The 15,341-nt window shown below is 46.3% G+C and carries 13 protein-coding genes and 1 tRNA gene; all 14 read left to right on the top strand.

The window, feature by feature from the left end; genetic code table 11:
* Position 1: 1 nt before the first annotated feature.
* Positions 2 to 77: transfer RNA gene (locus PY479_RS16850), tRNA-Asn, on the top strand.
* A gap of 174 nt (positions 78 to 251) precedes the next feature.
* The gene (gene rsxA / locus PY479_RS16845) at positions 252 to 830 is read left to right on the top strand and encodes an electron transport complex subunit RsxA (protein ID WP_212596592.1); all 579 of its coding nucleotides are present in this window, start codon (positions 252 to 254) and stop codon (positions 828 to 830) included.
* Positions 831 to 842: 12 nt separating this feature from the next.
* Entirely contained in the window at positions 843 to 1,385 is a 543-nt protein-coding gene (rsxB, locus tag PY479_RS16840) for an electron transport complex subunit RsxB (protein WP_275484472.1), read from the top strand.
* 12 nt (positions 1,386 to 1,397) lie between these two features.
* Positions 1,398 to 3,650: an electron transport complex subunit RsxC gene (gene rsxC, locus PY479_RS16835; RefSeq protein WP_275484471.1), complete on the top strand. Its 2,253-nt coding sequence runs from the start codon at positions 1,398 to 1,400 to the stop codon at positions 3,648 to 3,650.
* A 1-nt stretch (position 3,651) separates the two neighbouring features.
* Positions 3,652 to 4,701, top strand: coding sequence for an electron transport complex subunit RsxD (rsxD, locus tag PY479_RS16830; protein WP_275484470.1), 1,050 nt, complete (start codon positions 3,652 to 3,654; stop codon positions 4,699 to 4,701).
* 24 nt (positions 4,702 to 4,725) lie between these two features.
* On the top strand, positions 4,726 to 5,361 hold the full coding sequence (rsxG, locus tag PY479_RS16825; protein WP_275484469.1) for an electron transport complex subunit RsxG: 636 nt from the start codon (positions 4,726 to 4,728) through the stop codon (positions 5,359 to 5,361).
* A complete protein-coding gene (locus PY479_RS16820) occupies positions 5,358 to 6,056 on the top strand; it encodes an electron transport complex subunit E (protein ID WP_212593566.1) in 699 nt (232 codons plus the stop codon). The genes rsxG and PY479_RS16820 overlap by 4 nt, the downstream gene beginning before the upstream one ends.
* A gap of 36 nt (positions 6,057 to 6,092) precedes the next feature.
* Positions 6,093 to 6,728 (top strand): endonuclease III, encoded by a 636-nt coding sequence (nth, locus tag PY479_RS16815; RefSeq protein WP_275484468.1) that lies wholly within the window; start codon positions 6,093 to 6,095, stop codon positions 6,726 to 6,728.
* 351 nt (positions 6,729 to 7,079) lie between these two features.
* A complete protein-coding gene (locus tag PY479_RS16810; RefSeq protein ID WP_275484467.1) occupies positions 7,080 to 8,165 on the top strand; it encodes a site-specific integrase in 1,086 nt (361 codons plus the stop codon).
* A complete protein-coding gene (locus PY479_RS16805; RefSeq protein WP_275484466.1) occupies positions 8,162 to 9,808 on the top strand; it encodes a hypothetical protein in 1,647 nt (548 codons plus the stop codon). Before PY479_RS16810 ends, PY479_RS16805 begins: the two co-directional genes overlap by 4 nt.
* Complete coding sequence (locus PY479_RS16800; protein ID WP_275484465.1) at positions 9,805 to 12,123, top strand: hypothetical protein; 2,319 nt, start codon at positions 9,805 to 9,807, stop codon at positions 12,121 to 12,123. The genes PY479_RS16805 and PY479_RS16800 overlap by 4 nt, the downstream gene beginning before the upstream one ends.
* 9 nt (positions 12,124 to 12,132) lie before the next feature.
* Positions 12,133 to 12,555, top strand: a complete 423-nt coding sequence (locus tag PY479_RS16795; protein WP_275484464.1) for a hypothetical protein — start codon at positions 12,133 to 12,135, stop codon at positions 12,553 to 12,555.
* 23 nt (positions 12,556 to 12,578) lie between these two features.
* The gene (locus tag PY479_RS16790) at positions 12,579 to 13,016 is read left to right on the top strand and encodes a VPA1267 family protein (RefSeq protein ID WP_275484463.1); all 438 of its coding nucleotides are present in this window, start codon (positions 12,579 to 12,581) and stop codon (positions 13,014 to 13,016) included.
* Positions 13,013 to 15,205 (top strand): AAA family ATPase, encoded by a 2,193-nt coding sequence (locus PY479_RS16785; protein ID WP_275484462.1) that lies wholly within the window; start codon positions 13,013 to 13,015, stop codon positions 15,203 to 15,205. Before PY479_RS16790 ends, PY479_RS16785 begins: the two co-directional genes overlap by 4 nt.
* The last annotated feature ends 136 nt before the right edge of the window (positions 15,206 to 15,341 follow it).

Genomic DNA, 15,341 nt, shown 5'->3' with positions numbered 1-15,341 from the left:
TTCCCCTGTAGTTCAGTCGGTAGAACGGCGGACTGTTAATCCGTATGTCACTGGTTCAAGTCCAGTCAGGGGAGCCATCATGATATCAAAACACTCGCATCAACCTAAGCTGTGATCACGCTCGCAGTTAAAATGCAAACTTATCTCTCTCTGTGTTGTCACATTCGCATTAATCCCTAAATTTCATGTGTTGTTAATACCGGACGAAACACCGATAATAACTGCCAAGAAATTGTAATACTGTGAATATGATGAGTGATTATCTGCTGTTGCTGATTGGCACAGTGCTGGTCAACAACTTTGTCCTGGTAAAATTCCTGGGGCTTTGCCCATTCATGGGGGTATCCAGTAAGCTCGAGTCTGCTATCGGTATGTCGATGGCAACAACTTTTGTGCTGACCCTTGCCTCCATTCTCAGTTATCTGGTGAACCAGTATCTGTTGCTGCCTTTTGATCTGGGTTATCTACGCACGATGAGCTTTATTCTGGTCATTGCGGTGGTGGTGCAGTTTACCGAAATGGTGGTGCAGAAAACCTCCGCCTCATTGTACCGGGCGTTAGGGATTTACCTGCCGTTGATTACCACTAACTGTGCCGTGCTTGGGGTAGCGTTATTAAACGTCAATGAACAGCACAATTTCATGCAGTCTGCCGTATATGGCTTTGGTGCAGCCTTAGGCTTCTCTCTGGTGCTAATCCTGTTCTCTGCGATGCGCGAGCGTCTAGCCGCTGCAGACGTCCCGTTACCTTTTAAAGGGGGGGCCATAGCGATGATAACTGCGGGACTCATGTCTTTGGCCTTTATGGGCTTCACCGGTTTAGTTAAATAGAGTGGAATTCTGATGCTAATAGCTGTTGTTCTATTAACACTGCTGGCACTTGTGTTCGGCGTAGTGCTGGGATTTGCTGCCGAAAAATTCAAGGTTGAAGGGGATCCCATCGTCGACCAGATTGAATCGTTACTGCCACAGACTCAATGTGGTCAGTGTGGTTACCCTGGTTGTCGTCCTTATGCAGAAGCAATTGCTAATGGCGAGAAAATCAATCGCTGTCCACCTGGTGGCACCGCAACGATGGAAAAGCTGGCAGATCTTATGGGGGTTGAGCCTGAACCATTAACTGCCGCAGCTGAAACTCAGATTAAAAAAGTGGCCTACATCCGCGAAGAGGAATGTATCGGTTGTACCAAATGCATACAGGCATGTCCTGTCGATGCCATTATTGGTGCTGGGAAATTAATGCATACCGTGCTGACCAGTGCCTGTACCGGGTGCGATTTGTGTGTTGAACCCTGCCCGGTCGACTGTATTGAAATGATCCCAGTTAAACAGGATCTGCGTAGCTGGGACTGGAAACTCAACGCCATTCCCGTTAAGACGCTGTAAGAGGATTTTCCATTGAGTCTATCTGCATCTCCTGAGCAAGCAATCCTCTGGCCTTTAAAAGGCGGCATTCATCCGCCAGAAATGAAGCAATTATCGAATAATTCGCCGATTGAGCGACTACCGCAAGCACAGGAATATCTGCTGCCGCTGCCCCAAGTAGGCGAAACCGCCGCACTCATCGTCAATATTGGCGATCATGTGCTGGGTGGACAGGCGCTCACCCGCGGAATTTCGGCCATGTATCTGGCAGTACATGCCCCCACATCTGGCACCATTACGGCTATTGAACCACGCCCCAGCAATCATCCCTCTGGCTTACCGGTGTTAACCTGCGTCCTGCAAGCGGACGGACTCAATACCACCGTCCCCTTTATCGCCGCCGATGCCACACAACTGACGCATGATCAGATATTGCAGAGAATTCGTGATGCTGGCATTGCGGGGATGGGCGGTGCAATGTTTCCGAGCCATATCAAGCTTAACCCTGCCAGTAAGATCGAGCAGTTAATTATCAACGGCGTCGAATGCGAACCTTACATCACTTCTGATGACCGCTTAATGCGGGAGCACGCAGGGGGCATTCTCAAAGGTGTGGCTTTGATGCAACAGCTGATTACACCTAAGCAGATCATTATTGCGATTGAAGACAATAAGCCTGAAGCAATACTGTCGATGAAAAAAGCGCTAGCGGCCTCGATGCTCGCAGGTAGCTGTCGATTGCAGGTCATTCCCACCAAATATCCCTCTGGTGGCGAAAAGCAGCTGATCCAAATTCTCACTGGCCGTGAAGTGCCGTCCGGCGCCATTCCCGCACATTTAGGTATTGTGGTGCAGAATGTCGGTACTGCATTTGCTATTCAACAAGCCGTGTATGAAGGCAAACCACTATTAGAAAGGGTCATCACCGTGACCGGCAACAATGTCGAAAAACCCGGTAATTACTGGGTTGCTATTGGTACGCCAGTGCGACACATTCTGGAACAGACCGGATTTAACACAAGCAACGCAGAGCAAGTCATCGTGGGTGGCCCCATGATGGGTTACACCCTGCCAACCATTGATGTGCCGGTATTAAAAGGTAGCAACTGCTTGTTGTTGCCACTGGCCACAGAATTATCCAGCGCCACGATGGAGCGCTCCTGTATCCGCTGCGGAGAATGCGCCCAAGTGTGTCCGGCCTCACTATTGCCACAACAGCTCTATTGGCATGCTAAAGCAACTGAGTACGACAAGGCGGAAAAATTCCATCTGCAAGATTGTATTGAATGTGGTTGTTGCAGCTATGTCTGCCCGTCTGAAATTCCACTCGTCGAATACTATCGGGTTGCTAAAGCGGCCATTCGTAAAACCCGCGATGAAAAACTTCATGCAGAACATGCCAAATTACGTTTTGAAGCGCGTACACAACGTTTAGAGCAGGAAAAACAAGACCGTGAAGCAAAGGCCCGTCAGGCAGCAGAGAAGCGCCAGGCCACCATGTCCGGTAATGAAAAAAGTGCTGTGGCTGCTGCGTTGGCACGCGTAAAAGCAAAACAAGCCGCGAAAGAGACTGACGCATTAGCTGACACAGTGAATACAGCGCCAACAACAGATAAGCAAGCCGCAGTTGCCGCTGCTGTCGCTCGAGCTAAAGCTAAAAAAGCGCAATCAGATCAGCGCAATGACACCAGTAATGATGCCTCTGCAACAGTCGTTGATAATAAAAAAGCGGCAGTTGCTGCCGCGATTGCCAGAGCCAAAGCTAAAAAAGCGCAAACAGATCAGCACAATGGCGCCAGTAATGATGCCACTGCAACAGTCGTTGATAGTAAAAAGGCGGCGGTTGCCGCCGCCGTTGCCAGAGCCAAAGCCAAAAAAGCGGCAATGATTGCAAGCGCGGAAAATCCTACGGACCGGCCAACTACAGTTGAAAATACTGAAGCAGCAACCCCCGAAAAAATGGCTGCCGACGGTGGAGACGTAAACAACAAAAGTTCTGCGGGCAATCTGCCAGAGACTGCCGCAATCGCAAGTGACACTACAACCGCAGATGCCGACAAAAAAGCCAGAATCGCTGCCGCCGTTGCTAAAGCCAAGGCCAAAAAGGCGCTAGCGCCTGAGACTAATGTTATTGAGCCAGATACGACTGAAACTCCAGCGTCAACGCCAACGCCAACGCCAACGCCAACGCCAGATAATGATGACAAAAAGGCTCGCATAGCCGCAGCAGTCGCGAAAGCCAAACAAAAAGCCCGCGAGCGAGCTCACGAGCAGGAGAAAAACTGATATGGCATTTAAAATTGCCTCATCCCCACATCTCACTCGTCAGTTGCAAACCAACACAGTGATGCAACGAGTATTGTTATGTGCCCTGCCAGCACTGATTGTTCAATGTGCATTCTTTGGATGGGGCACCTTGATCCAGGTGATCTTCGCGATGCTGATTGCGTTACTCAGTGAATCGCTGGTATTACGGCTACGCCAACGGCCTGTATTGGCCACCATTTCCGATAATAGTGCGCTGCTGACGGCATTTCTAATTGGTGTGGCAATTCCACCGCTAGCGCCCTGGTGGTTAGTCCTGATCGGAACAGCTTTCGCTATCATTATGGTCAAGCAGCTTTATGGTGGGCTCGGCCAAAATCTGTTTAACCCGGCGATGGCGGCGTATGTACTGTTGTTGATTGCTTTCCCTGTGCAGATGACCAGTTGGGTTGCACCGATAACCGCCGCGCAGCACTCACCTGGATTTTTCGATAGTCTACACATTATTTTCAGCGCTACTCAGATAGATGTCGCAGATAGTTACCGTCTAGGGATTGATGGCACCAGTATGGCAACGCCGCTGGATACCATAAAAACGGATCTACACATGGGCCTGTCTGCCAGCGATAGTCTGCAAAAACTGATTTTTAATGGCTTCGTCGGCAAAGGTTGGTTTTGGGTCAATCTCGCCTATCTTGCTGGCGGATTGATAATGCTGCGGCTGAAGCTTATTCGTTGGCATATCAGCGCCGGGATTTTAGGTGCATTGTTAGTCTGCTCAACCGTTGCATGGGCTTGGGACCCACAAACCCATGTGAGTCCTTTGATCCACCTGTTTAGCGGTGCCACGATGATCGGCGCATTTTTTATCGCCACCGATCCGGTAACGGCGGCAACCAGCAACAAAGGTAGGTTGCTTTTTGGTGCCATCATCGGCGTACTGGTCTACCTGATCCGCAGTTATGGTGGCTACCCTGACGCGTTTGCATTTGCGGTGCTATTGGCCAATATCAGTGCCCCATTAATCGATTTTTACATCAAGCCGCGGGCCTATGGTCACCAACGTGGATAGTGGTTGGAGTAAGGAGCAATTATTTTGCAAAACACTATGTTGAGAAACGGCTTGTTACTTGGACTTTTCGCCTTGATCTGTACCGCGTTGGTTGCAGCAGTCAACCTGATGACCAAGGAAACCATCGTTGAGCAGCAACAGCAACAGTTGATGAATATTCTGCATCAGATTATTCCTGACACATTGCATGACAACGAATTATCTCAGACCTGCACCCTGCTGCATGCACCGGAAAGTTTAGGGACTACACGGCCGCTGCCCGCCTACATCGCTATGAAAAATGGTCAGCCCGTTGGACTGGCTATTGAAGCCGTGGCCCCCGATGGTTACAACGGTGAAATTCAACTGATAGTTGGCGTGCGCAACGACGGAACTGTGTTGGGTGTCCAAACTTTATCGCAGCAGGAAACTCCAGGACTTGGCGACAAAATTGATAGCCATAAATCCAACTGGGTAAAGAGTTTCGCGGGCATGGTTTATAACAGTCAAAACGACAAAAAATGGCACGTTAAAAAAGATGGTGGTGATATTGATCAGTTCACTGGTGCCACTATCACACCAAGAGCCTTTACCAAGGCTCTGCGTAACGCCTTACGTTATTTTGAAGCGAATAAGGCTGCAATATACCGTCAACCATTAAATTGTGAGGTAACCAAATGACCTCGTATCGTGAGATTGCTTGGCAAGGGCTCTGGAAAAACAATCCTGGGTTGGTACAGCTTTTGGGGTTGTGTCCCCTACTCGCCGTGACGGCGACCATCACCAACGCCATCGGTCTTGGGGTTGCCACCATGGCAGTGCTCGTAGGTTCCAATGTCCTGGTATCTCTGGTCCGCGACTTTGTCCCCAAAGAAATCCGCATTCCGGTGTTTGTGATGATCATTGCGGCACTGGTTACTGCGGTGCAGTTACTGATCAATGCCTATGCTTATGGCTTGTATCTGTCGCTCGGGATCTTTTTGCCGTTGATTGTCACTAACTGTGTGATCATTGGACGTGCTGAAGCGTTTGCCTCTCGAAATAATCCACTGAAAGCCGCCTTTGACGGTCTGATGATGGGTTCCGGATTTACCTTAGTGCTGATGGTATTGGGTGCCATTCGCGAGATTTTAGGTCAAGGTACCTTGTTTGATGGTGCCGACCAACTCCTCGGCGCTTGGGCTACAAATTTGCGCATTGAAGTTTGGCATGTCAACACCTCCTTTTTGTTAGCAATGCTGCCACCAGGCGCATTTTTTGGTGTTGGCCTGTTAATCGCACTCAAAAATGTGATCGATCGAAAGCTCGCTGCACGCCAACCGAAAATAACAGAAACAGTCGCGGTGCAGCGCGTGCGCGTGACCAAGGTTAACTAATGCCAATAGCTCATTTGTTTCTGTAAAGGATGGACAGTGAATAACGCCAAACGAATTGAAATACTGAAACGTCTGCAGGACAGCAATCCCCATCCTAAAACAGAACTGCACTATAGCAGCCCTTTTGAACTATTAGTCGCTGTGACCTTATCGGCTCAAGCAACCGATGTCAGTGTTAACAAGGCGACGGCTAAATTATTTCCGGTAGCCAACACTCCCAGAGCAATAACGGAACTCGGAGTTGAAGGGCTGAAACACTACATTAAGACAATTGGTCTTTATAACAACAAAGCCATCAATGTTGTCGCACTATCACAAAAGTTGCTGGATGACTTTGATGGACAAGTGCCAGAAAACCGTGAGGCTTTGGAATCTTTACCGGGAGTAGGGAGAAAAACAGCTAACGTGGTACTGAATACGGCTTTTGGTTGGCCCACTATCGCCGTAGACACCCATATTTTCAGAGTGGGTAACCGCACTAAATTTGCGCAGGGCAAGAATGTGCAAGAAGTCGAAGAAAAACTACTGAAAGTAGTGCCCGCTGAATTTAAAGTGGATGTTCATCACTGGTTAATCTTACATGGCCGTTATACCTGTATCGCCAGAAAACCAAAATGTGGCAGCTGCATTATTGAAGATTTGTGTGAGTACTCTCCACCAAAAAAAAAGTAAAGAATCAGACTTAGTTCGTGTAACAGATTCCTTAGGGAGTCTGTTTTTTTATCTTTACATAACCCCAAAGACCCACCATAGTGTATTTAAGTATAAGCGACATTTAATTATGTAATGAATAATTTAAGGGATAATGTTCAGGTTAGGATATATAAGGATATAAAAGGCGCTTCGTTTCCAGTCGTGGTTAGGAACGGCTTCTTCCCATGCTGCTTGTACCTGAATGCTTACCTAAACGGCACTCATAACTCCCCACTTTCCAATGCGAGATCACGCATCTCAAAACAGTCACCATCATTCTACACCCGAAAGAAATATGCCTATGAGTTGAAGTTTTTATATTGCTTCTTCATGGAGAACGGTATTGACCTTGTTGAGCGTGTAGCATGTGGCTCATTTTTATCGATTGAGGAAATTGATGACTACATTCGTGCTTGTAAATTCTATGTGGATACAGAAGGTGATAACAAAGACAGCACGGTAGTAAGCCTGACTGATAAAAGGATCAGAGATGCGATACATGCGACATCCAACAGTCATCCAGAAGTGTCAGCACATACGTTTAATCAACGCCTCAATCGCCTTAAAGCCTACATTGAATTCCTATATGTGTGCCATCACTACGATAAAGCTGACACTGAGCAGCAAATCAGTACGGATGCTCAATTTAATAAATTTAAACTCTACATAAGCTCGGTAATATCTGACTCTAGAAAAGACAACACAGTTGTTAAAGATCCCTTTGAACAAGCGATCCCAGAGGATAAGTTCTTTGATTTATTAGAAATTATTCAAGAGCGCTCGCCGAATAATCCATTCAAGTCAAGCAAGCTTCGAAATCAAATCATCGCCCAAATATTGATTGATACTGGCGTTCGTGTAGGTGCAGTATTGAAATTGAAGGTGAGTGATTTAGTGGATGATTGGGGCAACCCTCGATTCCGACTGACCCGAACACCTAATGACCCAACGGACACAAGGCGGCTTCCCGCCGCGAATAAAACAAAAGCACTCTCGGTTTCCATCTCTCGTGACTTGATGAAGCTCATTAAGCTCTACATTGACACCGTGCGCCAAAGTACCCCAAACGCTCATGAGCATGATTTTGTCTTTATCTCTGAAAAAGGGAAAACCATCGGAAAGCCAATGTCTTACAATGCCATTCACAAGGTCATAAAGACCTTTGGGCTGACGATCGGGATAGCGCTGCACCCCCATTTACTTCGTCATAAATGGAATGAACTCTTTGAAGATAAAGCCAAAGAAAAAGGATTTTCAGCAGATAAAATTGAAGATCTTCGTAAATATGCGATGGGTTGGGTGGAAGATTCAAAAATGGCCTCCGTCTACAACGAGTTCCAATTAGCCGTGACGGTGGCGGAAATTTCATCCAAGAACCAAAGCCAATCTGTTCCCAACCTGAAAGGTGACCAATGAACAGTATTGAATTCAACGAGTTAATAAATCGTTATACAGGAACAAGCACCTTTCAGTCAAAAGCAGAGGGCTATGAGTTCGATCTCTTTTCAGATGAATGGGTGCTCGGTTACAAGAAAACCCTTTACCTTGACTGGATGCACACGCTAGACAGTGACATTTTTCTCGATTTGCGATTGGCTATCGCTCACACAGCTAAACTTTATGCTTATCAATCTCTAATTACTCATGTCAGCACCCTAAAAACCCTTTGCCAGTATTTAGAGCCAGCAACGTTTGAAGCGTGGTGGCTAACGCTCACGGACTATAAAAAGAAAGTAAGAGATGTGCTATTCGCATTTTGTCAGAAAAGCCCTGAGTACCGTAGCTCTATCCTGACGCCTCTCTATGACCTCGTTAAGAACGATAATTTAGGCACAAAGGATCGCTCAAAAAGCATCCTTGATGAAATAACAGGCGCGTACAGTGAAATCGAGCGTGATAACCTACTAGAAGCCCTGCGAATCGAAACGCTCCATGCGCTCGATAATGAGTTCATCGCCACACAGCCTTTTACCCGCCTCAGAAATATTCTGGCTTGTCAGTTGATGGTCGCCATCATAAGAAGACCGACACAATTAGTTCAACTCAAATGGTGTGACCTCTTGCGAGTGGGTCAAGCGTTTACCTCGCACAAGGAGCATAACCGTGATTGGCAACCTCTGACACAGCATCACTTTTCTGATGTAGAGCAATTGCACCTACGAACTTTTAAAGGAAAAGATGGGGGATTTAGACGCAATGCCGAATCACGCTCACATCGCCTAGACCCTGACCTGTCTGAATTGCTACTCCAATATTACCGAGCATATGAAACCTATTTATGTACCTGCTTAAGCCAGTGCAACATCGCACTATCTGAGAGTGACACCAAAGCACTAATGCAACGACTGCCACTGTTTCCAGACCAAAGTTTATTTTCAGCAAAATTTGAGACGAAAGAGAGCCTCTTTCGCTCCGTAAGCGACACCTCCCAAGCGTTTCATCTCGCTTCTGTTAGTCTTACACATAATATTGCTTACCTCTTCAATGCAAAACTCGACATTAAAAGTGACCGCATCGCCTATCAGCCCCTTGCCTTTAAAAATAATCGCTGGCGGCATACCCAGTTAACCCTGGCGGTTTGGATGGGATTAAGCCCCGCGCAAGTTGCCGCCATTACCGGTGTCACCGTTGATGCCATCCAATCTTATCTTGATTTAAAAGCACCTGAACGGGTCAAAATTGACCAAGCCTTTGCAGGGAACAGTGTTATACAGCGCTTTGATAGCATCTCTTCGAAAGAGTTACAGCAACACCCTGATTTTGTGGTTAAAAGCCCTTTTGATGAGGAGATGGGGCACAAACTGAACCCCGCCAATTGCGCCAGTTGTCAGTCAAAAGGTGCCGCTCCGATGGGATGCTACCCCTGCGAAAACTTTCGACCGTTAGAAACCGCCAATCATCAGCCGTATTTGGATAAAGCCGAGCGTAAACTGGCGATTAACAGTCAATCAGCGCATCCCGCCACGGTCAAACGGCTGCAAACCATTATCACCTATATCCGAGTGACGATTGCGCTGTGTGAAGAGCGAAAAAACCTGAAAGTAGGTGCGCAGATATGAAAACAATAAATCGCTACATGGATAATCAACGTGCATACGTGGCCAAAAAGAAAGCGCAACCGCTGATGGGCTTTACTAACTCTCAGGGGGAGCCTGCGTCATGGGATGACATGGCGGTGACATTCACCGACAGCGACAGTAAAACCATCAATATTCTCTTTTGTAATCTGAATAAAAACAATCCAAAGATGGGTACACGCTTCACAGAAGATGATCGATTAGCGCCTGAAACACACGATTTATTGTTTGCCTATGCGCTTGATGTTTTAAAGGAAAACGTAAGCATAAATCGCAAGCGAAATAAAATCACAGTTGCAAGACGTTTCCTTTGCCACTTAGATGAGAATGTCGCCTCTGCCTCCCTTGAAAAGATCCAACATGCCATAGACTCGCTGACATACTCAGTCCACCTAACGGGATTCATCAACTGGCTACACCATCATAAAATGTTGCCCAAAAGCTGCCAGCCCTACGTAAGCCCCCCCAAAAAGCCATTTCGAGGTAAAAGTGGTGATAACGCACTGGAGGCGGAGAAAAGCAAACTGCCTTCGGAAAAAGCGCTGTTGGCACTCGGCGCTATCTTTCATGATGTCATCCCCCCCTATCTAGATGATGACAAAAATGATATTGATGCTTGGCAACCGCTTATCGCTTCGACGCAAGTTCAGCGAGACAGCTTTATTTGCACCATGGCAGCGCTGGGCATGGCGTCACCTAATCGCATCGGTGCAGAGCAAGTGCTTCTGACTACACAACGCATACAGCGCCATACAGAGGTTGTCGATGGACAAGAACAAACGGTGCATTATCTCTACTGGCGGGGCTCAAAGGGGTACAAGGACAATCAAAATCACATCAATGCCGAAATGGTTGAGAGTGTCGACCGAGCTTTACACTACACCATCCTAGCGACAGAACCTGCCAGAGCGCTCGCGCGATTCTATCGACAGCCAAATCGCCCACTGAAAGAAGTGCTGAGTGACTTTAAACCGAGCGATGAGAACATCGCCCTACTTAAGCCATCCATGAACAAACCCACCCACATTTTGCATCTTGGCTTGCTGCTGGGCTTTTTTGACGGCAGTGACAAATGTGTGCGAGTTTCACCTGACACAAAAGGGGCAATCGACAAAACCTATAATTCGCATAATCCAAAGTTCATCAAACCCATCGCCCAGCTTGAACCGTTCGACACACTGGTGTTTAAGTCTCACTGCCCTTACGCTCGGGCGCTGACAGGATGTGAAACCATGAGACAACTTCAATACCAAAATTATACCGCAGATCAACAAGCGCTTACCGTGGCCGCCTTTCAAAATCACACCATCGAGATAAATCAAGCTCAACTGAGCGGCTACAATATTCAGCAAACGAAGTCTGTCGATGTTGAGCACGCCTTGTTTATGTACACAGAAAAGCAAATGGGCGGCAAGGTAACACACCCTTTTCTTTTGGTGCCGATTAGCTCGCTCAGTGGGATCTTTGCTGACGATTTAATTAAAGCCAGTAAAAACAGGCTGACTATTTTTGAGCGACACGGCTTTGCCAGCGATTTTGTGCTCAAGCCGCACCAACTGCGCCACTGGCAAAATGATTACCTTGCGAAAAAAGGGCTACCTCATCACCTCATCACCTTGCTGTCAGGTCGAAAAAGCGCAGAGCAAACCCTGACGTATATTCATACCACCGACGCCGAGAACGCCTCGGTGATTGGGGATATCTCTTACTCTAATGAGCAAGAAAGGGACGTTCAAGAGAAGGTAAGCCTTCGTATTAGAACCATGAACCAATACAATGAGGCTATCGACAATGAAACGCCGACTTTTGTCCATGAAACAGGGTTTTGCACTCAGAACCTCGCCCTATCACCTTGCACTTACATGTCAGAGTTTGAAACACAATGTGCGCTGTGCTCAGCGTCTTGCCATATCGCCCATGATAGTGAGGCAATTGCCTTGCTTATGAAGGATTTAAAGGTACAGACGCATAACTTGGAAAAGGTTCAGACAGCCATCAACTTTGTCACCAGTCAAAGCATGCAGATGTGGTACAGAACCCATTATCGCAACACGTGCATGCTAAAGCACCTCATTGAAGTGCTATCCGATGACACCATCGAAAAAGGCAGTATGGTGCGTTTACTCACTCGTTCAAACAGCATAAGAATCACCAATTTAGAGACAAAAACCGTGGCAGAGCACAAGTTGGCGCTACCTGATGCCGAGCAAGCCATTCAAGCCGCGCTTGAGGCAAAAAACGCTAAAAGCCAAGATGAAGCCACGAATAATTTTTTAGGCTTTCTAGGTTCACTCTAGGGAGGTGATATGGCACTTAAATCACTCGAAACTGAACAGCAAATTTCCATACAAGCCCTCATTCGAAGCTGGGAAGGTAAATTAACCTGGGACTTGTTAGTCACAAAAATTGAATCCAGTTTAGGTATTGCCACCACGAGACAAACGCTCGACAAGTACGCCAATATCAAGCACGAATACAAGCAAAAAAAGCAAGTTTTAAGGGGTAAGCCTGTTTCGCCTGATAATAAGGAACTGATTTCTTATTTACAAAAAGACGTGGAATTAGCGGAGAAGGTGATCCAACTCGAAGCACAGCTTGCAGTAGCACACTCAGAGATTGGCAAACTTCAAGCTTTCATTCAAAAGTTATCCAGCATTAGCAAAACCAACCCAAGTGTCATGGATGTGTTTCAAAAGACCTTACGAGACGTTGAAAGTAACACGAAGTAAGCATCGCAAAAAGGATAGAGAATATGGCAAGTGGGCAGCAACGAGCACAACAAAACATTGATGCATTCATGCAGTGGCAAGCTACGCAATCCAATGACGACTTTAAGCAAATTACGCTTAAAGGACAGCTTAACCGCACCGAGATCGCTAAAGCAGTGGGCTGTGGTAAATCAGCGCTGCTCCAAAATCCTGCTTTACGCAATGCATTACGATTGCTTGAAGATTCGCTCAGAGAAAAAGGCGTATTGCCACCCCTGACTGACACAGCCCCCAGAACCCTTGCTGGCCCCAAACTTTACGATAATACGGCACATAACAGAGCGCTCGAATCAAAACGTTTAAGCCGACTCGAAGCCGAAAACATTGAGTTGAAAGCGAAAGTAAAGGAGCTGGAAAACACGCTAACACGTTTCGGTGAACTGTCTGAAACCCTTTCAGAGATAGGGTTTATGCCAAGATGAAGACTATCCGTGACATTTACGAAGATCAGTTTCGCGTAACAAGTATCCCTTTTGCTTCATCTAATGTTGTTATATTTACTGGTATTCCACTTCAACAAAACTCATACAAGACAAATAGTGGTAAATACTACGTCACAATAAAAGCAAATCCAGAAAATATCCCTGTCCTACCTGCCATTGGTCAGCATTGGTCAGTGAAAGGCACTAGACAAGTTGAAGATAAAAATATCGGTGATTACGTGATGCAACAGCACACTTACGAATCGCCATCTCATATCGAATGCAGCTTGCCGGAAACGGGAGAACAACTGATCCAATTTATTGCTAATGAGAAAGATTTTAGAGGCATCGGAGAAAGCAAAGCAAGAGCACTTTGGGAACTGCTTGGTAAAGAGTTTCATGCAACTATAAGTCACGACACTTCCGCATCCAGAGAACGTTTGAGAGGCGTTTTGAGCGAGAATTCTATCAATGCTTTATTCGAAGGATATAGTAAATACAAGAATCTGGCTTATTGCAATTGGATGTCCGAGCTAAAAATTCCCGCAAGTGTTCAGCAACGTTTGTTAAAGCACCATAGCGAACAATCAATCAATGCAATTAAGCAAAATCCCTACGTGCTCGTCGGTTTTGATATGTCTTTTCAGGATGTTGATAACATCGTGAAAGAAAGCCTCATATGGAATAATTTCGCGCTGAACGACGATAGTCGTTTAAGTGCGGCATTGGAAATATCAATTCGTAAAGAAGTTGACAAAGGACATACCTATTCAACTCGCGCCACATTGCAACCACACTTAACTAATCTACTGAAAGATAAAGAATTAGTTGCGCAAGCATTTAAGGCGGGATTTAACAAGGCGCAATATATACTGAATCCAGAAGCTGGCACATACCACCCGACCGCGCAGTTGCTGATGGAAAGTGTCGTTGCCAAACGACTTAATGCACTTGCGATACAAAACAATCTCTACAATGAACATGCAAATTCGGCCTATTGTGCCACTATCAGCGAGTTGCCATACGAGCTTACACAGAAACAAGCAGAGGCTGTCACAACCTGCCTGGATAATGCTGTGAGTTGTATTACGGGCGGCGCTGGAACAGGGAAAACAACGGTTCTGAGAACGGCATTACGAGCTTATGCCAAGCTAGGATTTGAAATTCATGCGGTTGCATTGAGTGGTCGAGCTGCTATGCGCTTACATGAGTCCATCGGATTTACCACATCAACCATTGCAAAATTGCTTAGAGATGAACTAGTTGGTTCAAGCGAACGAAAACATTTACTAGTTATCGATGAAGCCTCAATGGTTGATTTGCCAACCATGTATCGACTGGTTACACATATTCATCCGACAGTTCGAATTATCTTTACAGGCGACCCTGATCAACTGCCGCCGATTGGTTGCGGCAAAGTGCTTGCTGACATCGTGCTTTCAAAAGTTATTGCCAACACTAAGCTCGATATTGTGAAACGGCAGGAAGGTTCTACAGGAATACCTGAGTATTCCAAGCTCATTAACCAAGGCGTAGTACCAGAGCAGATGACAACCGGCGCTGTCTATTTTCATGAAACAGCTAAAAAAGATATTGCACAAGTTTGTTGCAGTCTCTACGAACAGTCGTCGGAAAACAGTCGGGTCATGGCTCCAACCAAGGCATTGGTTACAGAAATCAATAAGCTCATTCAAACTATTGTAAATCCAAATGGTGCAATGCTTCAGTTCAAGATGAATGAAGAACAGCTTTTCATGAACTTGCGATTGAACGACACCATCTTGTTTACGCAAAACCACTACGACAAAGGCATTCAGAACGGTTCCCTTGGCACATTAACAAGCGTTGAATCATCAGATGAAAGTTACGGTGAAGTGACACTGGATACTGGTGATAAAGTTGAAATCACACAAACGATTTTAGATTGTATGTGGTTGGGTTATGCAATAACCCTGCACAAAGCACAAGGTTCTCAATTCCCCCGAGTCATCATTGCACTGCAAAAAGGTAAGATCGTTGACCGAGCATGGCTTTATACCGCAATAACCAGGGCTGAAAGCGAGGTCCACATTGTCGGCAGCACTGCTGATTTCAAAGTGATCACTGAACGAGCAAGCAATGCTCACCACCGCAACAGCTTTTTGGTTAATCTTTTAAAAAGAGAAAGGACTTGTGATTTTGGGGAGTGACTACGGGTGCAAGCGAAAATAAATTGTGTGTCAACGCAAAGCGTTGTCCACATTTTATTTGTATTAGTTCAGACTAGATCTGACACATCATCTTGAAAAGATGAGAGTTACCCGTTTTGATAAAGGTGTCGAATCT

It is taken from the genome of Shewanella sp. A32, assembly GCF_029167175.1.
GTDB lineage: Bacteria > Pseudomonadota > Gammaproteobacteria > Enterobacterales > Shewanellaceae > Shewanella > Shewanella yunxiaonensis.
Note: the sequence above shows the minus strand (reverse complement) of the source record. Positions and strands in the feature narration are given on the sequence as shown.